The sequence below is a fragment of the Cupriavidus sp. 96C5-1 genome (genome assembly GCF_057798855.1).
Genome location: NZ_JBYOJU010000016.1, coordinates 62,484 through 84,225, shown reverse-complemented (window position 1 = coordinate 84,225; position 21,742 = coordinate 62,484). Strand labels below are relative to the sequence as shown.

Sequence of the window (21,742 nt, the reverse complement as noted above, 5' to 3'; positions counted from 1 at the left end):
CTCAGCTCCTGCCCAGCGTCGACATGCCGATACGCGGCGTCAGGCAGGCCGGGTAGTGGTCCATGCCGGCCTGCATCAGGTGGTGCGGGCGGCCAAGCAGGGTTTCCTCGGCCAGCACGTCCCAATGCAGGCGGAGGAACAGCGGCACGTTCTGGCTTTGCACATGCGCGAGGAATGTCTTGCAACCCAGCCCATGCGCGCTGCTGACCGCGAGCTTGATCAGCGTCGCACCGATCCTGCCGTGGCTGCGATACGCGGCATGCACGGCAAGGCGGGAGCCAAACCAAACGCCGGGCTCGGCTTCATGGATGCGTACCGTGCCAACCACCGTCCCGGGTCCGTCCGCTTCGCATTTCACCGCGACCAGCAGCTGCGCCACATCGTCGATCTCGTCGCGATCGTCGTCCTTGAAAATACCCTGCTCGTGGCAGAACACCGCCCGGCGCAACGCCATGGCCTGCTCCACCTCCCACCCGGCCCCGGCCCAGCGGATGCGGAATGCTGTCGCCGCGGGCACCTCAACGCAAAGATCGTCGCTCATGCGGCCACCTCCTCATACGAAGACAGCGAGGAGCACGCGCCGCACTTGCCGCAGCCCGCCTTGATATCCGCCGAGCGCATGCCCGCCGCGCCGATCATGGCGCCGAGCGGCTTGAGGATGGACTTCATGAATTCAGACGGCGGCGCCGGATGGTCTTCCAGCGGCGTGCCCGTGATCGGCACAAAGGGCACCACGAAAGGATAGACACCCAGCTCGACCAGCTCGCGCGAGACCGACAGGATGGTCTCGGCGCTGTCGCCAAGCCCGGCGAGGATATACGTACTCACCTGCCCCCGGCCAAACACGGCTACCGCAGCCTTGAATGCTTCCATATAGCGGCTGACCGGCACCGCCGCCTTGCCGGGCATGATGCGTTCACGCAGGGCGGGCGTCACCACTTCCAGGTGCATGCCCAGCGTATCGATGCCGGAGGCCTTCATGCGATCGAACCAGCGATCATCGTCCGGCGGTTCGCATTGCGCCTGGATGGGCAGATCGACCGCCGCCTTGATCGCGAAAGCGCTTTCGCAAAGCATGCGGGCGCCCCGGTCCGGCGTGGGCGGCGTGCCGGTGGTCAGCACCATATGCTTGACGCCATCCAGCAGCACCGCGGCGCGCGCCACTTCGGCCAGTTGCTCCGGCGTCTTGCGGGCGATGGTGCGCCCGGCGGCCAGCGACTGCCCGATCGCGCAGAACTTGCAGGTCTTGCGCCGGCTCTCGTAGCGGATGCAGGTCTGCAGCACCGTGGTGGCCAATACATCCGCGCTGTGCAGCGTAGCGATCTGGGCGTACGGCACGCCATCCAGCGTCTGCAGCCCGTAGAAACGCGGTGCTTTCGGAAAGCTGATATCGGCGATCGGGATCGTGCCGCGCATCAGCGCGCTGGTGCCCTTGCCATCCGGCGGCGACGCCACGTACGGCGAATGCCAGGCAGTATTGGTGTGCACCGGCACCATGATGGTCACGCCATCGATGGTCACCGCCTTATGGTCGGACGGTCCCGCGCCGCCGCGGCGGCTGGCCGCGCCCGCCGCCGGGTCCAGCAGGCGCAGCCCCACCGATTGCAGCTCGGTCCGAAGTTCAGTTACCGACAACCGGCTCGAGGCCGGCATCATCTCGCTGGAGTTCATGATGGGTGCTCCCGTGGAAGTTGGAGAAGGCGGCGGCCATGGGCGAGGCAGTGGCCGCCGGCCGGTCGTTGATGGCAAGGCTGAGCAGTTCGGGCCGGGCGTAGTGCCCCACCGAATCCATCATTCGCTTGCGCTTGGTGATGAGCGACATATCGAGATCGGCAATCACCATGCCCTCGCCCTCGCGCAGCGGCGGCGCCAGGTGCTGGCCCTCCGGCGACACGATGGCGGTGTTGCAGCCGCCGCGCAGCGCCTTCTGCAAGGCGGGGTCGGTGGTCACCGAGGCGATCTGCCCGTCGGTGAGCCAGCCGGTGGCGTTCACCACGAAGCAGCCGGATTCCAGCGCGTGGTGGCGGATGGTGACCTCGATCTGCTCCGCAAAGACCGGCCCCACCAGCGAGCCGGGAAACTGGCTGCAGTGGATTTCCTCGTGCTGGGTCATCAGCGCGTAGCGGGCCAGCGGGTTGTAGTGCTCCCAGCAGGCCAGCGCGCCCACGCGGCCGATGGCGGTGTCGGCCACCTTCAGGCCGGCCGCGTCGCCCTGGCCCCAGATCATGCGTTCATGGAAGGTCGGCGTGATCTTGCGGCGCTTGAGCGCCAGGCGGCCATCGGTATCGAAGATCAGTTGCGTGTTGTAGAGGCTGCCATGGTCGCGTTCGTTGACGCCCAGCACCACCACCATGCCGTGCCGGCGCGCGCGCTCGGCCACGGCATGGGTGACGGGGCCCGGCACCACCACCGCCAGCTCGTACAGGCGCATATGGTCGCCGCCGGACTGCACGGGCGGCCGTACGAAGGAAAAGTACGGGTAGTACGGCAGGAAGGTTTCCGGGAAGACGATCAGCTGCACGCCTTCCCGCGCGGCGCGGTCGATGGCCTCGCAGACTTTGCCGAGGGTGCCTTCGCCGTGCTCGAGGTCCGGTGAGATCTGGACCGCTGCCGCGCGCACAATGCGTTTCTGTGACATGGTGGTGCCCGCCTTTTCTATCTGCCTATCTATCTATCTATCTATCTATCTATCCGTGTCTCAAACCGTCCAGGTATCCAGGATCAGCGCGTTCTCCTTGCGGTGGATCAGCTTCAGGTCCAGCACGTCGAGCGGGCTGATCGGGCGGATGCCTTCGATCAGCGAGGCCTCGCCGTGGCCATAGAGCGCTTGCAGCGCAAAGCGGCAGGCGTAGACCTTGCCGCCCTCTTCCATGAACTTGGTGATCTGCTTGTTGAAGTTGAGGTGGCCGGCGAAGGCTTCGTCGCCCAGCGTGGGAAAGCCGCGCTGCAGGCCAAGCGTCACGCCCGGGCCGTACAGCAGGATGGAAGTCTCGAAGCCCTTGCGCTGCAGCCGCGTGGCCTGCAACAGGTTGACGAAGCCGATCGAACCTTCGAAGGCGACGGTGTGGAAGGTGACCAGCGCCTTCTCGCCCGGCTCCGCCTTCACGTCCTCGAAAACCTTCTCTTCGTAGTCGACCAGGAAATCGCCTTTCTTGTGGGCCGGTTTGTTGACTGCGGGCATGCTGTGCTCCATGGGGATGGTGGGTTCAATCGATCGTTCGATGTGTCGTTTCGATCGATCGGCCGGGGGGCCGACACCACACCATGAGCACGCGCCATGCCATATATCCCACCGATGGATGCAATCAATTACCGATCAAGCACACAATCACTCATTGATCGCATCGGTGATTTTTCCGGAAGGCGGCATTTGACCGGCTTGCTTGTGCATTGGCGCACACAGGTCAATTTTGGGCATGCACCGCCGCGACACGTGCCGGCACTGGCCGGACGCCCGCAAGCAGTGCAATCCGGGCGATCACGCACCATCATTGCGCAATTCAAGATGCGATCACTTTCCGCACGGAAAACGATCATTGTGATAGCCTGACGGCTCGGTATCGCCTCCCCTGAAGCCACCCCCGAACCGCCTGGAGCCCACCTTGCCCGCAATGGCCAGCCATTGGCTGAAACGCCTCTCCGAGAGCGCCAAACCCGCTTACCTGGCGATCCCCGACCTGATCGAGGAAGACCTGGCAAGCGGCCGCCTGCAAGCGCGCGACCGCCTTCCGGCACTGCGCGATCTGGCCGATGCGCTGCGGCTCAACTACACCACCGTGGCACGCGCCTACGCCGAAGCCCGCAAGCGCGGGCTGATCGACGCCAAGGCGGGCAGCGGCACCTTTGTACGGGGGCGTCCGCCCGCGCTGCCGCTGCGCGCCGGCACCGGTGCCGAGATGACCATGAACAACCCGCCCGAGCCGCCTGCGCTGACGGCAAAGCTGCGAGAGTCGGCGGCCCGCCTGATGAGCACGACGGATCCCTATGACCTGCTGCGCTACCAGGATTTCGGCGGCACGCCGGCCGACCGCGCCGTGGCCGTGGAATGGCTGAAGCGATATGTGCCCGCCTGCCGTCCGGATACCGTGCTGATCTGCCCCGGCATCCACAGCGCGCTGGTGGCGCTGGTATCGCTGCTGGCCCGTCCCGGCCAGACCATCTGCCTGGATGCGCTGGCCTACCCCGGCATCAAGGCCATCGCCACGCAACTCGGCGTGCAGCTGCAGGCCCTGCCCGGCGACGAGGAAGGGCCGCTCGGGCCGGCATTCGAGACGTTGTGCAAGACGCAGAAGCCGAGCGCGCTGTACTGCAACCCGACCTTGCAGAATCCCAGCACCAGGACCATGCCGCAAGGCCGGCGCGAGATCCTGGCCGATATCGCCCTGCGCTACAACGTGCCGATCATCGAGGACGATGCCTACGGCATGCTGCCGCAGCGCACGCCCGATGCGCTGGCCACGCTGGCGCCGGAGCTCACCTACTACGTCACCGGCCTGTCGAAGTGCTTTGGCGCGGGATTGCGCATTGCCTTCATCAACGGCCCCACCGCGCGCCAGACCCAGCGGCTGGCCGGCACGCTGCGCGCCACCACCGTCATGGCGAGCCCCTTCAACACGCTGCTGGCCACGTCATGGATCAAGGACGGCACGGCGGAAGACATGCTCAAGGCCATCCGCGCCGAGAGCGTGGCCCGGCAGCTCCTGGCCCGGGAGGTATTCGCGGCGCGCCCCTACGACGCGGACCCCGAAGGCTTCCACCTGTGGCTGCCGATACCGGCGGACAGCGGCTGGCGCCCTTCCGAACTGGCGCTGCACCTGCGCTCGCGCGGCATCGGCGCGGTATCGAGCGCCGCCTTCTCCACCGATGGCAACCCGCCGGACGCGATCCGGCTCTGCCTGGGCGGACCGGGCGACCGGGATGAGGTGGAGGAATCGCTGCAGATCGCGGCCGATACGCTGGACGATCCCCACCACCTGCATTCGGCGATGCTGTAGCCGCGGCAGCCCGGGCCCGGACGGGAATCGCGGTTATCGGACGCCCGCCGCGCGCCAGGAGGCTTGCTGGTATGGCCTTGCCTCATCGCGCCGGAGCAACGGTGCATACCCGTGCAAATCCTGCGGCGCGATGCCGTAGGCGCGGCGGAATGCGCGTGTAAAGCTCGACGCATTGTTGAAGCCCAGCCCCGCGGCGATATCCTGCACCTGCAGATGCGGAAAGCGGACCAGCTCATCGGCCGCCGTTCGCAGCCTGCGGCTGCGGATATAAGCGGCCAGGCCGCCTTCATGCGCGAACAGCCGGTACACGCTGGCGCGCGACAGGCGCAGCGATTGCAGCACGCTCTCCGGGGACAGGCCGGGGTCGTGCAGATTGGCCTCGACATACCGCCGCACTTGTCCGTACACCGCGGCCCGCACCGCCGCGCGCGCGTTGCCGGAAAGACCCACCTGCCGGCTGAACGCCGCGGCCAGCAGTTCGACCGCGGTACGAAAGGACTGAGCCGCCTCCTCCTTGCCCAGGCCCACGATCTGCCGGTTGAGCGTCACCAGATGCGCGACCAGCAGGCGCGTCAAGGGTGTGTTGGCCTCAACCAGGCGGCCATGCAGCGAGGCGGCATCGGGGAACGCAGCTTCCACCACGGCCCGCGGCACAAAGAACAACAGCATCCGGCTCTGAAAACTCCGGATGGTGCACGGCTGATCCATGTCCACCGCGAGGATGCTCGGCACGGACGGCACGTGCGGCGCGTCAGGCCGTTGCTTGCCGCCCAGGAAGCGCGCAGGCGTCCCTTCCAGGAACACGCTGAAGGAAACGTCGCGGACGTTCTCGGTCGACACGCGCCCCAGCGACCGCTCGGCCACGTTGGGGGCGGTGCGCATGTCGAAGAAGGTCAGATCGTCGATCGAGTACCGGAACAGCGAAGCATCGAAGGTCTGCTCGCCGTCCATCGAGGCAGGCCGTATGTCGTAGACCGGACTCATCCGCTCCTGCCAGGCCAGGAAACTGAAACGGGCGTCGCCCTGCACGCTGAAATTGCTGTGCACGATGCCCGGCGCAAGCGCCGGCCGCTCTGGCGGCAACAACAGTCGGCTCAGCGGCATGCGCGCGGGCAGCAGGTTGATCGTGCGTGGGGGCGCATCGCGGATCTCCGTATCGTTGCGGCCCGCCCGGTGCGGCGGGATTCCGGTTTGGTCCCCGACCCTCCCCCGTGCGCGCCAGTGTGGGGGCAAAGGAATATAGCAGGAATCGGCGTTGCCGGATTTCACCGGATTCCAGCAATGCCTGCTTGCCGAAGTGGCCCTTTCTACACACACAAGACGAAGATCCGGCGCGCACCTGGCCATCAGGCAAGTCCCCCCTTCCCCGAGAACCGCTCCCGGTATTCGGACGGCGACACCTGCAGATAGCGCACGAACGCCCTGCGCATGATTTCTTCCGAGGAAAAGCCGCAAGCCTGCGCCACCGACTTGATCGGCTGCGCATGCGATTCGATCAGGTCGCAGGCGCGTTCCAGCCGGATCTTTTCCACCGCGCGCGCCGGGGTCATGCCGGTCTGCTGCCGATAGAAGCGCGCAAAGGTGCGCGGCGTCATGGACATGCGCTCCGCCAGCGACGGCACATCCAGCCGATGATGCAGATGGCTGGCGATCCACGCGTTCAGCCCCGCGATCCGCCCGTCCTGCGCGCTTTGCTCCAGCAGCGCGCTGCTGAACTGGGACTGCCCGCCGGGCCGCTTGTAGAACACCACCAGCGTCTTGGCCACGGCCATGGCGATCTCGCGCCCGGCATCCGCTTCCACCATGCCCAGCGTCATGTCGATGCCAGCGGTCACGCCCGCTGAACTCCAGTACCGGCCCTCGCGGAAAAAGATGGCGTCGCGCTGCACCTTGAGCGCGGGGAACGCCTCGGCAAGCTGGTCGCATGCAGCCCAGTGCGTCACCACCTGGCTGCCGTCGAGCAAGCCGGTGCGCGCGAACAGGAAGGCCCCCGTGCATACCGAAGCGATGCGCTCCACCCTTGGCGCCGCGCGGCGAATCCACTGCACCAGCGCATCGGTTGCCGGCCGGTCCCACACGCCTGGGCCGCCGGGAATGATCAGCGTATCCGTCTTGCGCCCAAGCCGCGCGGGCATGGCCCGCGCGTTCAGCTCGACGCCCCCGGAACTGTCCACCAGCCCGGGCGCGAGGCTGCACACGTGGGTCCGGTACTGCGGCGGGCGCCCTGCCTGCCGGAGCAGGTCGTTGGCGGTGGCAAAGACCTGCAACGGCCCGCAGACGTCCAGCACCTGGAAACGATCGAATACGAGGAAGCGGATATGGCGAAGCGGCATGGCAGGAATCGTGGGGTGATTGTCATTTCAGACAGATAGCCCGATTGTATATTCCTGCCACGACTACCACGATCCATCGTCCGGGATACCCCGGGACCCAACAAACAAGGACCCTCTCCATGCAAATCGGCATGCTGGTTTTTCCGGACATCACCGCCACCGACTACGTGGCGCCAGCAGACCTGCTGGTGCGCATGCCGGGCGCGCAGCTGCAACTGGTGTGGAAGCACACCGACCCGATCGCCACCGAGCTCGGCTGGGAATTTCGCGCCACCAGGCGCATGGACGATTGCGGCCAGCTGGACATGCTCGTCGTCCCCGGCGGGCCAGGCCTCGGCAGGCTGCTGGACGACGAAGAGGTACTGCGCTTCCTGGCGCGGCAGGCCGCGGGCGCGCAATGGATCGTGGGTATCTGTACCGGCCCCCTGCTGCTGGGTGCCGCCGGCTTGCTCGAAGGCTACGCGGCGACGTGCCACTGGGCATCGCATGCGTTGCTGGAACTGGTCGGCGCCAAACCCGTGGACCAGCGCGTGGTGGTGGACCGCAACCGGGTAACCGGGGCAGGCGTGACATCGGGCATCGATTGCGCCTTGCGCGTGATCGCACTGGCCGGCGGCGATGCCGTGGCGCAGGGCGTTCAACTCTTCGCCGAATACGATCCGCAGCCTCCCTTCGACAGCGGCAGCCCGCACAAGGCACCCGCCGCCATCGTGGCGGCGATGCGCGCAAAGATGCAGCCCATCGTGCAAGCGCGCGGCGCAATCCTGCGCAAGCGGCTGGGCTGAGGACCGCCGGGCACGGCCATCGCCGCCCGGCACTTTCTTTCGCCGCATCCTGCGGCGATACCTGTGGAGGATTTCATGTTCCGTGCCATTGCATCCCGCCGGTCACGCGGCGCCGCCCGCGCCTTCCTGCTATGCGGCGCCCTATGGGCATTGTCGGCACCGTGCGCTGCCCTGGCGCAGGACGCGCGCGGCCCCGTCAGGCTGCTGGTGGGCTACCCGCCCGGCGGCCCCGCCGATACGGCCGCACGCATCGTTGCGGAAAAACTCACGCAGGCACTGGGCAGGACCGTGCTGGTGGACAACCGCCCGGGCGCGGGCGGCCAGATTGCCGCGCAGGCCCTGAAGGTTGCGCCGGCGGACGGCTCGGTCCTGCTCCTGAGCAACACCCACACCGTGGCCACGATTCCGCTGACGGTCAGGAACGCGGGCTTCTCGCCGGCCACCGATTTCCGTCCGGTGGGCACCATTGCCACATTCGAGCTTGCCCTGGCAGTGCACCCGAAGACGGGCGCGACCAATCTGGCCGGCCTTGGCGCATGGTTCGCCCGTCACCCCGGCGAGACAGGCATCGGCGTGCCGGCCGCGGGCAGCGCCCCGGAATTCGTCGCCGGCAAAATCTCAAAGGCGCTGAAGGCAGACACGGTACCCGTGCCATATCGCGGCGCGGCGCCCCTGGTGCAGGATCTTCTCGGCGCACAAGTGGCGGCGGGCATCTCCGGCGTGTCGGACTTCCTGCCCTACCACCAGAACGGCAAGCTGCGCATCATCGCTGTATCCAACCCAACGCCGCTGCTGCCTGGCGTGCCCTCGTTCGCGCAGGCCGGCATCGCCGGGCTTGCCCTCACCGATTTCCTGGGCCTGTATGCGCCCGCCGCAACGCCCGACGCCATCGTCGTACGCTACAACGCCACACTGAATCGCGTGCTGGCCATGCCGGAAGTCGGGGAAAAGCTGCGGGAGCATGTCATGCTGCCCGCGCCGGGCACACCGGCGGAGCAGGCGCAGCGGCTTGCCCAGGTGAGCACGGCGCTGGCGGGCGTCGTGCGCGAGAGCGGCTACCGGCCGCAATAGGCGGATTGCGGGAGAGCGTGCCAGGCGTGGAGATCCGTGGGCCTGCGTGTGGCGTCTTCCGACAAACAGTGACCGGAGCGCCTCAGGTTGCGGCGTCGCATGAGACGTGGCCAGGGCCGGGCTGTACCGGCAGAGTGCGCCTCGTCGATTCCGCCAGTCTTCGGTCTTGGTATGCTACCTGACCAGTTGCATCCCTGCGATTTTGGCTGCCTTGGTGTCAAATGTCACCGTGTACTCGCACTGCGCGTCATGGCACGTTCGCTCGATCAAACAGTCGGCGAAATCGGCTGACGATCCGGCGTAGAGCCGCAGTGCTTTCCAGACCGTTTCCGCAGTTTCGACAAGCAGTTCCTTCGTTCTTAGTAGCGTCTCAATCACCTGTGTGACCTCTTCGCGGTTCGCATCGTACGCTCGCGTAAGGACCCAAACCACCTCGACAAGTGCCACCTGCGTGACATAGCCGGGGTTTTGGGCCGTCAGCGATTCGATCAAAGCAGTAGCCTTCTTCGCTTGCACCGCATCATCTTGCGCGATGTACCGGACCAGCACATTCGTATCCAGACCGATCATCGGGCCGCGGCCCCCTGTTCAGCGATTGCCGTATTCATGTCCTCTATCGACACCGGTTTCGCTGGCTTGCGGATGATCCCTTTCAAGGCCGCCACGGACCGGGTGGCGGGAACCATCTCATATCGCCCAGATTGCTCATTGAGCACAAATTCGACCCGGTCCCCGGTAGACAGTCCCAAATGAGTCCGAACGTCCACTGGAATCGTGACCTGTCCTTTCGATGTCAAGGTGGCGGAAGCCATAACTCCTCCATGTTTTCTGATTCCTTACAATATGGTAAGGAAATGCGGAATGCAAGGGCCTCCAATGCCAAGGCGTCTGCACGATGCCTTTCCGAAACGTTACTTCGACGCCATGGCGCTGGTCTTGCTGCTTACGTCACGCTGGATACGGGAGAACCAATTCTCCACCTGGTTCAGCCACGACGAATTTGAACTGCCAGGCGGAATATGCTGCATTGCGGCAATTTCTGCACCACACGGAAGTAGAAGACACGCTTCGATGGATCAGGATCCAATGATGCCGGGGGGGTGTGCGACCCGCTCTGGCACTTGCCTTACCCCGCAACAAAAGGACCATTTTTCCCGCTGTTTCCGCACGAAGGCAAAAAAAAGGTGTAGGCAGGGGAGACAGCCTACACCTTTAAGAAATGGCAACAACGGGGTCAGTCGCGTTGCCATGGACAAGTATGCTGCAAGGCAGCAGATACGGTACCCTGACGAGGAAGGGAGCCAGGATCGCGCCTGCTTCCGGTCCGAATTCTGCCGCTGCAATTCCGGCCTCATGCATGGGCTCGCCCCCATCCTCCCGCTCCGGCAAGCCGATTTGAAGAATGCGCCGGACTTCAGCGATGGATTGCCGTTTGGCTGCGCATACGCGTCTAGCGCCAATGGACCACGGCCTCGGCGCCGTGGCAGGCCGCGTAGTTGTCGCACCCATCGCAAGCCGGCTCCGGGCAGGGTTGCAGGTCAAGCCGTTCGCAGAGCTGGTGGTAGAAGAACTTCTTCCACTTCATGTCGGTGGTATTGGCCTCGTATAGCGGCGGGAAATATGCCTGAAGCAGGCGAGACACATCGTGCCTGCCCGACAGCCCCATGTCATGCCAGAGATGAGAGCCGCCGAAGCAGCCACTGGCCAGGGCATGCGCGGCCCAGCGGGTTTCCGGGCGGGCCGGATTTCCTGCGGCGATGAACATCTGGGCCAGGTCGGGAAACTCGCAAGGCAGCGCCGCGGCATCGACCGGCGCCGACTCCGGCGCCCACCCTGCCGCCCGCGCACCGGGAAAGCAGTGCTCCAGCATCTGCCAGAACTCCGGCTCCGCCAGCCCGAGCCATTGCGCGAACCTGGGCAGCCTGCCCGCGTTGGCGCTCTCCAGCACACCGGCAAGCGCGCGGCTCGCCGGTTCGCCGGGCGCCAGCGAAAATGCATCCAGGATCAGCAACGACTGGTTCACGGCAACGCCTTGTGGAAATAGGCCCGCAAGCGCCGGTTGCCCCAATGCCGCCCTTCCCCGGCGGCAGGCATGGCCTGCGATAGTCCAATGACCGAAATATAGCTATGTATATAACGGTAGTCAACGCGGTGGCGCTGCTTGCACTCCTGGCGATACGCCAGTGAATAAAGCAAATAAAGTGATTTACAAGTTATCTGCAAATTATCTACGGCCCCGACCCCAAACCACCTGGCACCAGGCACCGGGCTAGAGCACCAGGCGCTCGAACGGCACGGGCGGTGAAATGGCGTATCCCTGCAGCAGATCGGCGCCGAGCGATCTTGCCAGCAGCATATCGTCCGGGCTCTCCACCCCCTCGGCAACCGTCTGCAGCTCCAGCGAGCGGGCCAGATGGATAGAGGAAGAGAACAGCAACCGCGCACGCTCTGCGTGGCGCGCACGGTGCAGCAAGGTCTTGTCGACCTTGACCTGCTTGAACGGCAGCAGGCCAAGGGCTTGCAGCGAGGCGTAGCCGGACCCGAAATCGTCCTGCGAAATCACCACGCCGCGCGCCGACAGCGCGCCGAGGTTCGCCAGTAGCCTGGCCTCGCTGCCGCGCGAGATCCGGGTCTGCTCCGTCACCTCCAGCACCACCCGCGCAAGATCCAGCCCGTGGGAGAGACTCGCGCGCAGTACCTCCTGGACAAAGCCGGCGCAAGCCGCCGTCTTCGGGCTGACGTTGAGCGAAAACCGCCCCTGGTAGCCGGGAAAACGCGTCAGCACCTGGCTGCAGGCACCAAGGAAATAATCCAGCAGGAGTGTCTCCACCCCCAGGCTGGTGATGCTGCCGACAAACTTCTCCGGCCTGTGGTGCCGCCCCTTGTCGGACCAGCGCGCCAGCACTTCGATCCCGACGATGCCACCGTGCTGCGCGCTGATCTGCGGCTGGAATACCGGATAGATGTGGCCCAGCCCGATCGCGCCGATGAGATCGTTCCGGGTAAGCGCAAGCAGGTCGGCGCCATCCAGGCTGCGTTCGCCGGCCTGCGCTCCCGCTTCCACCGCCGAAGACTGCGCCATGATCCGCCGCAACCGCACCACGCGTGCAATGCGCGAGGCACAGACGTAGCCCGGTCCGCCTCGCGGCACGGCGGTGCTCTCGCCGTCACTCGATATCGTTGCGCCGTGAGACGCCCGGCCACTGAAAAACGCGTAATGCAATCTAACCTCCTGGAGGCATCTGGACGGCCGGGCACGACATGCGCACCAGGTAAGCAGGTACCGCGAACAGCGGCAAACCCATACCGCCCGGTAACTCTATTTCCATTGGCTCCCGCTGGCTCTCGCTGGCTCTCGTTGGCCCCGTTGCCTTTGGTTAGTTACCGGCAAATTCAAACGACGGCAAACCCAGGCCCATCGCGCATTCCCGCTCGCGCTTGCGCTCCGGGCTTATGTCATCCGGATCCTATTCTTCCAGCACGGGGCAGGCCACAGTCGATCCCCATTCCCCTCCAAAGGATGACCACCCACGAAGGCAGGGTACTGATGCAATACAAGCCGTAAGACAATTCACCTCAGCAAGACTGACCCCTTGCTGAACCACTCAAGGGGTGTAGGAGCGCCCTGCGCCTACACCCTTCTTTTTTTGCCTCGCCGCTACGGCAACTCCCGCCATCGGCATGCTGGCGCACTGGCAATAAAGCGTGGTTCACACAAGAAGACCACGCCGTGCTGCCGGCCTCCCCTCTTTTCGCCTTGCAACAGAAGTGCGCCAAGCGCAGCTCCTGTCGTCTCACGCTTGCCAATGGCTCGTGCCGGAATCCGGTATTCGGGATTCCGCCATGCACACCCAAGCCATCCGCGCCTTAGAACTTAGAAGCCGGAGAAACGGATGCCGATCGAGCCATAGCCGTAGTAGCGATCCATCTTGCCTGCCGTGGCGGCATTGTAGAGAAACGGAATGGTGCCAACAAAGTTGTACAGCGATGCCTGTCCGCGCAGGAAGACTTCGACATTCTTCACCACGGCATAGGACAACTCCATCCCCAGCGTATGGTTTGACTTGATCGGCGAATAACCGTAAGCCCTGGTATGGCTATCGACATTGCTGCGGACCAGGTACTGGAACTGGTAGCCCAGCCTGGCGCTGAAGTTCTCGTATTTCCAGCGCCACGATCCGCCCAGGTTCAGGAAGCCCGCGGTATAGGTGAAATCGTCGTTGATGTTCAACCCGTACTGCCCCGCATCGGACGAGAACGACGCCGACTGCAGGTTGACGTTGCCCACGCGGCAAGGTGCGGCAAGGTTGCCATTGGCAACGTTGTCCGAGCCGATGCTGACATTGAAATTACAACCGCCGCGCTGCAGGCTGGTGTTGATGCCGCCGATCGTCACACGGCTGACGCCAAGGCCAAGAAAACCCGTCAACTGGTTCCGCTCGGTCAGCTGCCCGGAAAAAATCACGTCGGCCTGGCCCTGGACATCGTTGGCATCGTGGACGGTGACGCCGTTGAAGGTCGTGCTCCCAACCTTGACCGCCGAGGAACGGGTCAGGCTGCCCGCACGATCGCCCCACAGCGAAAAGCGCAACATGATCCGGTCGCGCGCGCCGGGTTCGGCCAGCGGGTCGTAGTGCAAGGCCAGCATCCAACTGTCGATATTGTTGGTGTCCTTGCCGTAGTCGATGCCGCGGCGCCAATACGTGGCCGAGCCAGACCAGTGCGGGTTGAACTTGTAGCCCAGCATCAGGCGCCCGCCGCGATAGTCGCCGGCGTTGTCCGGCACAGAGCCCTGGCTCTGGCGCAGGTTGAAGATGTCAACGGTGCTGTTGACCAGGTCATAACTGGCCTCTGCCCGGAAACTGGTGAACTCGCCGGTGGCGGGCTCGGCCTGCATGAATACGTCGTCCGGCGCGGCGCTCGCAACACCCGCACACGACAAGCCCAGCATCAATGCGCCGGCATTGCGTAGCCGGCGCGAACGATACAACAGCATAGGGAGACTCCGAGGCCGGACGACGGGCCTCATCCACGGCACGCCCGGGATCAGCCCCGGGCGCTCCGCACACAAAAAGAAGCCGGCCACCCGCCACTGCGCCGGATGGCGCGTGTGGCGGATGACCGGGCAGACCCTCCCCGAACCACGGGGAGAGCTACGCAGCGCATCGATCAGGGATTCAGCGTGACCAAGGTCTTGATCCCGTTTCCGCTAAGCCGTGCCGAGCCGGTCTGCACGGTTTGCGTCAGCGTCGCCTGCGGGACACTGCTGACCAGCGTATCGACGCCGACGGCCTTGCCGCCCAGGCCCGTCACCGCGAACGTCACGGGGAAGGTGCTGACCGACTTGGGCGTGAGCGCGGCGATCTGGGCCTGGCTCAACGCGCCCGCGCTCTGCAGCCTGCTCAGGAACGTGGTGAACGGCAGATTCAGCGAGCCGCCGTTGTCGCTCACGAACAGGTTGTCGGCAGTCGCATTGGTAATAGCAACGTTGGCCGAAATGCTGCCGGCGATGCGGAACGAGAAGGTCGTGTTGACCGGAACCTGTGCGGCGGTCAACTGCCCGTTGCTGAAGGTGAGCGCAACGTTCTCGATGATGAGATCGACCTGGTTGCCGCCAACCGTGTAGCTCATGGCGGCACGGACCTGCGAAGCCCCGCCGGCAAATGCATTGCCGTTTTGCGACAGCGCCACCTGGATCGTGTTCAGCGTGCCGCCCGTGACCGTCACCGCATTGCTGATCGGGAGCGTCTGGCCGTTGATGGTCATGCTCGCCAGCTGGATGAAGTTGGCTGGCTTGACGGCGTTGATCACGGTGGTAACGGGGGCCGGGTTCACATAACCGCCAAGGTTCGTGGCCGCAGTCTGGATTGCCGTCGAATTGCCGGTAACCACGGCACCGCCGAGCGCAGCAAGGTTGGACGCCTGCGTCGAGTCAGCCAGGCCGGCGGCAGACACCGCGCTTGTCAGCGTGGTAACGGTGGTCGAGTTGGCGCTGGCGATCACCGCATTGAGCGAACCGCTCTGCCGCAAGGCCGTCAGCGTGGCAGCCGGATTGTCGCCCAGCACGACAATGCTCAGGGCCGTGCTGACGTTCGACACCTGGTTCGCCACCACCGGGGCAGCCAGCGCCGCGACGTTAGTCGCCACCGTGCCGATATTGGCCTGCACGCTGGCAGAGAAGCCAGCCTTGGCGTTCTGCACGGCCGACGAGATGACCGAGGAAATCAGGCGGCTGCTGGTCAGGTCGACCGTACCCGTGGCCGAACCGATCGTGCTGGCCAAGGCGCTGATCGCCGCCGCCGAGGCCGCAGCGGAAGTCAGCGTGCCGCCCGTGCCCGTCGACAGGCCTACGAGCGTCTTGCTGACTTGCTCGAGCAGTTGCTCAACCACCACCGACGTCTGGATCAGCGAAGCGTCCAGCATCGGGTCCGCAGTGGTGAGATTCTTGCCTTGCAAGCCGAGCTTGGTCGCAAACGTCGCAGCCTGCGTCGCGCTCAGTTGCGACAGCAGCGTGGTCAGCGGCGTGATCATGGGCGTCACGCCGGCGACATAAGGCACCGCCGGTGCCCGCAGCACGCCGTTGAACGGCAGGTTGGTACCGATATCGGTACCGCCAGATACCGAGAGTGCGCTCGAGGAGCAACCGGACGGGAAAGTGTACTCGCCGTTCGGGCCAGTCTTCACGGTCTGGTTGTTGCAATCGGCAAAGGTCACCGTGGCACCGGCAAGATAGAAGTCGACTGCCTTGCCTTGCACGGTTACGGGTGTCGGCGTCGAGTCCGAACCGCCTCCGCAGGCCACCAGCGCCACGGCCGCCGAAGCCATAAGGCCGAGGGTAAGGATATTCCTGATATTGGTTTGCACTCTTCTCGCTCCTGAGATCAATACATCGATGAATCGATACGTCGTTTATGGGGTCCTGAACCAGGCAAAGGCAGCGCACCGTCCCTGATGCCCTTAGCTGCCCTGGCTTGTCGTACTGCACCGGATACCGTCGCTGGCTCTTGCAATCGGAATCGGCAAGCCCAATCCGACACTGCCTTTGCCTGCTTCACTAGATAAACAAACCCAGGTTCCGTGTCACCCCTACCAGGAGGGGGAAAGCACAGGCTTGCATCTCGCCGCCCAAGCGCCATCGCCACCTGGCGGCCAATGGCGGGACGCTCGCGCGCTAGCCGCCTGCTTGTTGCCCTTGTTCCCTCCGCACCGACACCAGCGTCATCAGCGCCGCCAGTGACACTGGCGACGCTGGCGACTATCGCTGGTTCGTGTTGCTACTGCGTGTCGCTACATCAAGTCCCACATGCCCCGCACTTCCCGCATTTCATGCATGCAGCCTTGGAAAATCCTCCGGCACAAGCCAGCGCGCCAGATAGCGGCCCATGGCCTCCAGCAGCACGTCGGACGTCAGGCCCAACGCACCGGCCAGCGCCGGGCAAACGATCCAGGTGGTACCGTCGCGCTCCAGCACCCGCAGCGTCTTGGCAAGATCCGCGGGCTGCAGGATAAAGTTGCCGGCCTGCGCGTCTTCCAGCCTGAACGCCTGTACGTAATCATCGAAATGCCGCTCGCCCAGGCACACCACCACCTTGGGCTTCCAGCGCTGCCGGATGCCATCGATAAAGCGGAAACGGTTGCCATTGCGGCAAAGATCCAGATAACGCTGCTTGGGTACCAGCGCCGGCTGCCCGCGAAACGCCTTGGACCAGGGCGTCTGCCCGATCAGGTGCGCGGGCAGGGGATAAAGGCTGAGCTTGAATTCCGCGCCATCGGGCGCGTAGAGATGCCGGTCAAAGTAGTGCTTCCAGTCGCACTCGCTCTGCTGTGCGGCATAGGTCTGCGCGCGTGCAGCCGCCATGATCCTTGCGATCTTCTGATGCGACTGCCAGCGCTCCATGTTTTCGCGAAAACGCTCGCGATAGGTTTCATCCCACGCCCCGGGCTGCAGTCGCGGCTCCAATGGCGCCACCAGCGACTCGGTCCAGGGATGCGGATTACTGTCGCAAAACCAGACAGCGCCTGCTGGATTTCCCCCTTCCATACCAATGTATGACGCGAAATACACGTCCAGCTGCTCACGTGAGAATACCGTTTTCTGTTCTATTTCCATGCCCTACCGCTTGGTGGAATTTAAGATGCCCACGCGCTGAGGCCAAACCTACCTTTACGACGTGACGGGCCGCGAGACACCCAAATGATCGGCAAATCTCTAATAGAACGATAGCGACAACCCCGGCAAAAAAATGCGGAGACTGCTGACGCACCTGCGGGATCTCATCCTGCTTGGACCAGAGGCAGTCCGGCCTGACGCCCATATCGCCAGTCCCTGCATGACCTGCCTGCAACCAATCTGGATCAGTATCGTCCCCGATGGTGAACGCTATGCGGAGCCTGTTATTTCCAACTCGCGACACTCCGCATTCCGCTCCCAACGACCTGATCACGTTTGCGCGAAACACTTACTAGGCGGTGCGAAATTTTGCGCGAGATTTGCCTGGACCGCGCCCCCCTTTGGAGGGATTAGCCGTAGTGTTCTATCCCTTCTTACGCAGGGTAGCGGCAACCAAGCCAATACGGCTGAAGGCAGGCTCTCCGCCTGCGCGGCAGCAATATGTCAGCGCGTTGACATGCAGGCGTACAGCAGGGAAGGCACGCAAGCCGTACTGGCGGATTGGCGCACAGGCGTGGACAGAATCCATATATGAGCCATACAAAGCGGCCCATCCGCCACGGCAGCGCCCTATCCAATGCGCGGCGCCTTGCCGGCGAAACCTGGACGCTAGGCATATTGCAGGCAAGCTCCGGCCGTCTCACCAAAGTCACCCGGGGCCAGGCGGGCGCCCAGCAACCTGCCAAACGCGTTCAGCAGCACATCGGAAGTCAGCCCGGCGCTGCCGGCCAGCGCCGGACAGATAATCCACGTGGTGCCGTCTTTTACGAAGACGCGCAAGATCTTCACCAGATCCGCCGGCTGCAACGGCAGGTCTTCACCCTCCAGATCGCTCAGCCCGAAAGCGTGCAGGTAGTCGTCGGCATGGCGATAGCCAAGGCAGACCACGATCTTTGGCCGCCAGCGCGCACGCATGTGCTGCAGAAAATGAAAGCGCCCACCCTGCCGGCACAATGCCAGGTAGCGATCCTTGGGCACAAGCTCCGGCTGGCCGCGAAACACCTTGGACCAAGGCGTCAGGCCATCGAGTTGCGCGGGCAAGGGAAACAGGTTCAGCTTGAACTCGTGGCCGTCGGGCGCGTAGAGCTGGTTCCAGTAATAGCGCCGCCAGTCGTTGTCGCCAAGCGCCACGCCCAGGGCCTCTGCCCGGGCCGCCGCCATGAAGCGCGCGATGCGCTGATGATGAAGCCACCTCCCCATTTCCTCCAGATGCCGCGCGCGAAACGCCGCATCCCATGCAGGCGGCTCCGTGCGCGGCTGCAACGGCCTGGCGAGGTGCTCGAACCACGGGTGGGGGCTTCGGTCGCAGATCCAGACGGATGCCTGCGGGTTGCCGCCCTCCATGCCTGCGTAGGACGCAAAGTAATCGTCCAGTTCCTGCTTCGTAAATACCCCTGGGTGCTCCATAAATACCCCTTGCCACAAAGATTGGGACCCCTTTCACCCATGCCGCAACGTGCCGCCGGGGCGCCTTCAAGGCCCCGCGTGCCGCTGTGGTCTTTCACCGAAACCGGCACGCGCTTCGCGCCGGGGCGACGGGCTCTGACCCGCTCTTGTGCCCGGCATCGTTGCGCCCTCTGTGCCTTTGGCGATTTATTCAATCTTCTCCCGCTTACTACCCCTTACTACCACTTTCTGAACGTGAATCGCGTGGGGCACCGTCAAGGAATCAGGTGCCTCTCAGGTGACGGGAATTGCCAGAAATTGCCAGAAATATCCGAATCGAACGGCGGACTCCAGCGTAAAGCATTTTGGATAGACATACCGCTATTCCAGATTCGGACGTGAACCAATCTTGAAAGGTCTCGTTTAAGGATAGTCCCATGTGAAACGGGGATTTCTCAATCCCTACCAACCGGGGGATGAACATAGGAATCACATCCCCGGAGGCGCGGAGTCAGCCCCCTGTATCGGCCGCATTGCGTGCATGACCGCCATCGCGTGCATGACTTGCGACCGCCGTTCTCTCCAGGCATTACGCCCCCGACCCAACGCCCTGCGAGACACACAGCGCGATAGTCCGTTTTGTCGGCACTATCCGCGCCGTCCCCCACCAATCCCCACGCGTTCCCTTCTCACGCAGGGTACCGGTGACTTCCGCTGCGACGCACTATTCGCACCAATCGCAAGACGATGAGGACCAGCCGCGAGACCAACCTCTACATCGGTCACCAACAACATAGAGCAATTGGTCAGCACCCTTCTGGCATTGCCTTCGTCTCATCCTGCCGCATGCACGGCAGTCCAGATTTGCCGCACCGGATCAACGGTGCCGGATTCGCTAAGTGGATATGAAAATGACATCCGCGCTTACACAATGGCTACTCGCACTATCGCGCCGTAGCAAAGTCGCTCTGATGGTGACGGCCGACTTGGTGGTGCTGCCGCTGTGTTTCTCGCTCGCGCTCCTGCTACGCAAGGGCGATACCGGACTGCTGAATCAATATGGTGCGTTGCCGCCGCTGGCAATTGCGCTGCTCACCATCCCGGTCTTCTACTTCAGCGGGCTGTACCGCACGGTGCTGCGGTATATCGACCTCAAGGTGTTGTGGGTGTCCGGTCTCAGCCTGGCCGCGCTGATCTCGCTCACCTACTTTGTGTCGGTGCTGATACAAGACGACTACCTGCCGCGTACCGGTTTGCTGATCTACTGGTTTGTCGCCTTCAGCTACGTGGTGATCTCGCGCTTCCTGGCGCGCGCGCTGCTGCGCGCGTCGCAGTATCGCAAGAACCATGGCAAGATCACGCGCCTGGCGATCTTTGGCGCCGGCGAGGCGGGCTTCCAGCTGGCCCTGGCGATGCGCGCCAGCCCCGACCACCGGGCGCTGTGCTTCTTCGACCACGACATCACGCTGAACAACAAGATCGTGGCCGGCCTGCCGGTCTATGACGTCAGCCGGATGACGGAGCAACTGGCCCGGCTCGATATCGATGAAGTGGTGCTGGCCATTCCGTCGGCCTCGCCAGAGCGCCGCCGCGAGGTGCTGGAGACCCTGCGCAAGCAGGCGGTGGAAGTGCGCACCTTGCCCACCCTGCTGGAACTCGTGGATGGCAAGATCACCACGCAATCGATCCGTGACATCCGCATCGAAGACCTGCTGGGCCGCGAGCCGGTCCCGCCCAACAAGAACCTGTTCGCCAAATGCACGCAAAAGAAGGCGGTGATGGTGACGGGTGCCGGCGGCTCGATCGGCAGTGAGCTATGCCGGCAGATCGCCTCGCAGGGGCCGCGCAAGCTGGTCCTGTTCGAACACTCCGAGTTCGCGCTGTACACGATCGAACAGGAATTGCGCCAGCACTTCCCGAACCTGGATATCGCGGCGCGCATCGGCTCGGTGTGCGATCCGGAGGCGGTCACGGCAGCGGTACGGCAGAACCGCATCGACACCATCTACCACGCGGCAGCCTACAAGCACGTGCCGCTGGTCGAGTCGAACATGCCCGAAGGCATTCGCAACAATGTGATGGGATCGCTGACCGTCGCCGATATCGCGCACCTGTATGGCGTGGAGACCTGCGTGCTGGTCTCGACCGACAAGGCCGTGCGGCCCACCAACATCATGGGCGCCAGCAAGCGCATGGCCGAGCTGGTGTTCCAGGCCGCGGCGGCCCGTCCGCGTACCCGTACCACCTTCTCGATGGTGCGTTTCGGCAATGTGCTGGGCTCGTCCGGCTCGGTGGTTCCCTTGTTCCGCAAGCAGATCGAGAACGGCGGCCCGATCACCATCACGCACGCCGATGTGGTCCGCTACTTCATGCTGATCCCCGAGGCGGCGCAGCTGGTGATCCAGGCTGGCGCCATGGCCAAGGGCGGCGAGGTCTTTGTGCTGGACATGGGAGACCCCGTGCGGATCGTCGATTTGGCACGCACGATGATCGAGATGTCAGGCCTGCAGGAAAAGACCCGGGACAACCCCGGCGGCGATATCGAGATCAAGGTGGTGGGCCTGCGCCCCGGCGAAAAGCTGTATGAAGAGCTGCTGATCGGCGGCGACGTCATCGCCAGCTCGCACGCCCGCATCATGTGTGCAAAGGAGCACTCACTTGCCGAAGCCACGCTGCACGATCTGCTAGCCGCCCTGTTTGCCGCTTGCGATACGCGCGACACGTTCCGGATCCAGAGCCTGGTGCAAAGCATCGTGCCCGAGTACGCGCCCTATAGCTCGATCGAGGAAGGCAAGGGCGGCAAGCGGTTGCGCCCGCCACGCGTATTGCTGCCGTTTCCGCTGGGCACCAAGGCACGCGGGCCCGAAGTTGTATTGACGGAGTTCGCGGAAATGAACGCAAAGCAGCAGGTCAACGCAGGCTAGCAAGCATTCAAATGATCGGGTGATCAAGCGACCGGGCGATCAGCGATCAGCGATCAGCGATCAATCAAATCAAACGTAC

General features: G+C 64.1%; 19 protein-coding genes. 5 read left to right on the top strand and 14 right to left on the bottom strand.

What is annotated here, in order from left to right; translation table 11 throughout:
- Window position 1: 1 nt before the first annotated feature.
- Genes AC3FOF_RS18830 through AC3FOF_RS18815 form a run of 4 tightly spaced genes read right to left on the bottom strand, consistent with a single transcriptional unit; the run spans window position 2 to window position 3,181 of the window.
- Complete coding sequence (locus AC3FOF_RS18830) at window positions 2-541, bottom strand: MSMEG_0567/Sll0786 family nitrogen starvation N-acetyltransferase (RefSeq protein WP_488727451.1); 540 nt, start codon at window positions 539-541, stop codon at window positions 2-4.
- Window positions 538-1,671, bottom strand: coding sequence for an MSMEG_0568 family radical SAM protein (locus AC3FOF_RS18825; RefSeq protein ID WP_276263463.1), 1,134 nt, complete (start codon window positions 1,669-1,671; stop codon window positions 538-540). The genes AC3FOF_RS18830 and AC3FOF_RS18825 overlap by 4 nt, the downstream gene beginning before the upstream one ends.
- The gene (locus tag AC3FOF_RS18820) at window positions 1,622-2,638 is read right to left on the bottom strand and encodes a Nit6803 family nitrilase (protein ID WP_017226882.1); all 1,017 of its coding nucleotides are present in this window, start codon (window positions 2,636-2,638) and stop codon (window positions 1,622-1,624) included. Before AC3FOF_RS18820 ends, AC3FOF_RS18825 begins: the two co-directional genes overlap by 50 nt.
- Before the next feature lie 60 nt (window positions 2,639-2,698).
- Window positions 2,699-3,181, bottom strand: a complete 483-nt coding sequence (locus AC3FOF_RS18815) for an MSMEG_0572/Sll0783 family nitrogen starvation response protein (RefSeq protein WP_035811662.1) — start codon at window positions 3,179-3,181, stop codon at window positions 2,699-2,701.
- Window positions 3,182-3,277: 96 nt separating this feature from the next.
- Here AC3FOF_RS18815 and AC3FOF_RS18810 point away from each other — a divergent pair, with 96 nt between their 5' ends.
- Together AC3FOF_RS18810 and AC3FOF_RS18805 are read left to right on the top strand one after the other, a co-directional pair.
- Entirely contained in the window at window positions 3,278-3,550 is a 273-nt protein-coding gene (locus tag AC3FOF_RS18810) for a hypothetical protein (RefSeq protein ID WP_488727450.1), read from the top strand.
- Between the two features lie 61 nt (window positions 3,551-3,611).
- The gene (locus AC3FOF_RS18805) at window positions 3,612-4,994 is read left to right on the top strand and encodes an aminotransferase-like domain-containing protein (protein ID WP_488727491.1); all 1,383 of its coding nucleotides are present in this window, start codon (window positions 3,612-3,614) and stop codon (window positions 4,992-4,994) included.
- A gap of 33 nt (window positions 4,995-5,027) precedes the next feature.
- Here AC3FOF_RS18805 and AC3FOF_RS18800 read toward each other — a convergent pair whose 3' ends face one another.
- A complete protein-coding gene (locus tag AC3FOF_RS18800; protein WP_488727449.1) occupies window positions 5,028-6,449 on the bottom strand; it encodes a helix-turn-helix domain-containing protein in 1,422 nt (473 codons plus the stop codon).
- Window positions 6,341-7,327, bottom strand: a complete 987-nt coding sequence (locus tag AC3FOF_RS18795) for a GlxA family transcriptional regulator (protein WP_488727448.1) — start codon at window positions 7,325-7,327, stop codon at window positions 6,341-6,343. Before AC3FOF_RS18795 ends, AC3FOF_RS18800 begins: the two co-directional genes overlap by 109 nt.
- Window positions 7,328-7,446: 119 nt before the next feature.
- Here AC3FOF_RS18795 and AC3FOF_RS18790 point away from each other — a divergent pair, with 119 nt between their 5' ends.
- Window positions 7,447-8,112 (top strand): DJ-1/PfpI family protein, encoded by a 666-nt coding sequence (locus AC3FOF_RS18790; protein WP_017226877.1) that lies wholly within the window; start codon window positions 7,447-7,449, stop codon window positions 8,110-8,112.
- A 75-nt stretch (window positions 8,113-8,187) separates the two neighbouring features.
- A complete protein-coding gene (locus AC3FOF_RS18785) occupies window positions 8,188-9,183 on the top strand; it encodes a tripartite tricarboxylate transporter substrate-binding protein (protein WP_488727447.1) in 996 nt (331 codons plus the stop codon).
- A 174-nt stretch (window positions 9,184-9,357) separates the two neighbouring features.
- On the opposite strand, the gene AC3FOF_RS18780 is transcribed toward AC3FOF_RS18785, so the two are convergent.
- The 8 genes from AC3FOF_RS18780 to AC3FOF_RS18745 form a co-directional block, all read right to left on the bottom strand.
- Window positions 9,358-9,753, bottom strand: a complete 396-nt coding sequence (locus AC3FOF_RS18780) for a type II toxin-antitoxin system VapC family toxin (RefSeq protein WP_017225081.1) — start codon at window positions 9,751-9,753, stop codon at window positions 9,358-9,360.
- Window positions 9,750-9,995 (bottom strand): AbrB/MazE/SpoVT family DNA-binding domain-containing protein, encoded by a 246-nt coding sequence (locus AC3FOF_RS18775; RefSeq protein ID WP_017225080.1) that lies wholly within the window; start codon window positions 9,993-9,995, stop codon window positions 9,750-9,752. Before AC3FOF_RS18775 ends, AC3FOF_RS18780 begins: the two co-directional genes overlap by 4 nt.
- A gap of 638 nt (window positions 9,996-10,633) precedes the next feature.
- Window positions 10,634-11,206: a nitrogen fixation protein NifQ gene (locus AC3FOF_RS18770; protein ID WP_488727446.1), complete on the bottom strand. Its 573-nt coding sequence runs from the start codon at window positions 11,204-11,206 to the stop codon at window positions 10,634-10,636.
- Window positions 11,207-11,452: 246 nt separating this feature from the next.
- Window positions 11,453-12,265: an EAL domain-containing protein gene (locus tag AC3FOF_RS18765; protein WP_488727445.1), complete on the bottom strand. Its 813-nt coding sequence runs from the start codon at window positions 12,263-12,265 to the stop codon at window positions 11,453-11,455.
- A gap of 792 nt (window positions 12,266-13,057) precedes the next feature.
- On the bottom strand, window positions 13,058-14,179 hold the full coding sequence (locus AC3FOF_RS18760) for a hypothetical protein (RefSeq protein WP_017227709.1): 1,122 nt from the start codon (window positions 14,177-14,179) through the stop codon (window positions 13,058-13,060).
- Window positions 14,180-14,352: 173 nt separating this feature from the next.
- Window positions 14,353-16,047 (bottom strand): hypothetical protein, encoded by a 1,695-nt coding sequence (locus AC3FOF_RS18755; RefSeq protein ID WP_488727444.1) that lies wholly within the window; start codon window positions 16,045-16,047, stop codon window positions 14,353-14,355.
- A 460-nt stretch (window positions 16,048-16,507) separates the two neighbouring features.
- On the bottom strand, window positions 16,508-17,287 hold the full coding sequence (locus AC3FOF_RS18750; protein WP_488727490.1) for an XpsR family transcriptional regulator: 780 nt from the start codon (window positions 17,285-17,287) through the stop codon (window positions 16,508-16,510).
- 675 nt (window positions 17,288-17,962) lie between these two features.
- Window positions 17,963-18,760 carry a transcriptional regulator gene (locus AC3FOF_RS18745; RefSeq protein ID WP_488727443.1) on the bottom strand — a complete coding sequence of 266 codons (798 nt, stop codon included), beginning with the start codon at window positions 18,758-18,760 and terminating at the stop codon, window positions 17,963-17,965.
- Window positions 18,761-19,650: 890 nt separating this feature from the next.
- Here AC3FOF_RS18745 and AC3FOF_RS18740 point away from each other — a divergent pair.
- Complete coding sequence (locus AC3FOF_RS18740; RefSeq protein WP_488727442.1) at window positions 19,651-21,663, top strand: polysaccharide biosynthesis protein; 2,013 nt, start codon at window positions 19,651-19,653, stop codon at window positions 21,661-21,663.
- The last annotated feature ends 79 nt before the right edge of the window (window positions 21,664-21,742 follow it).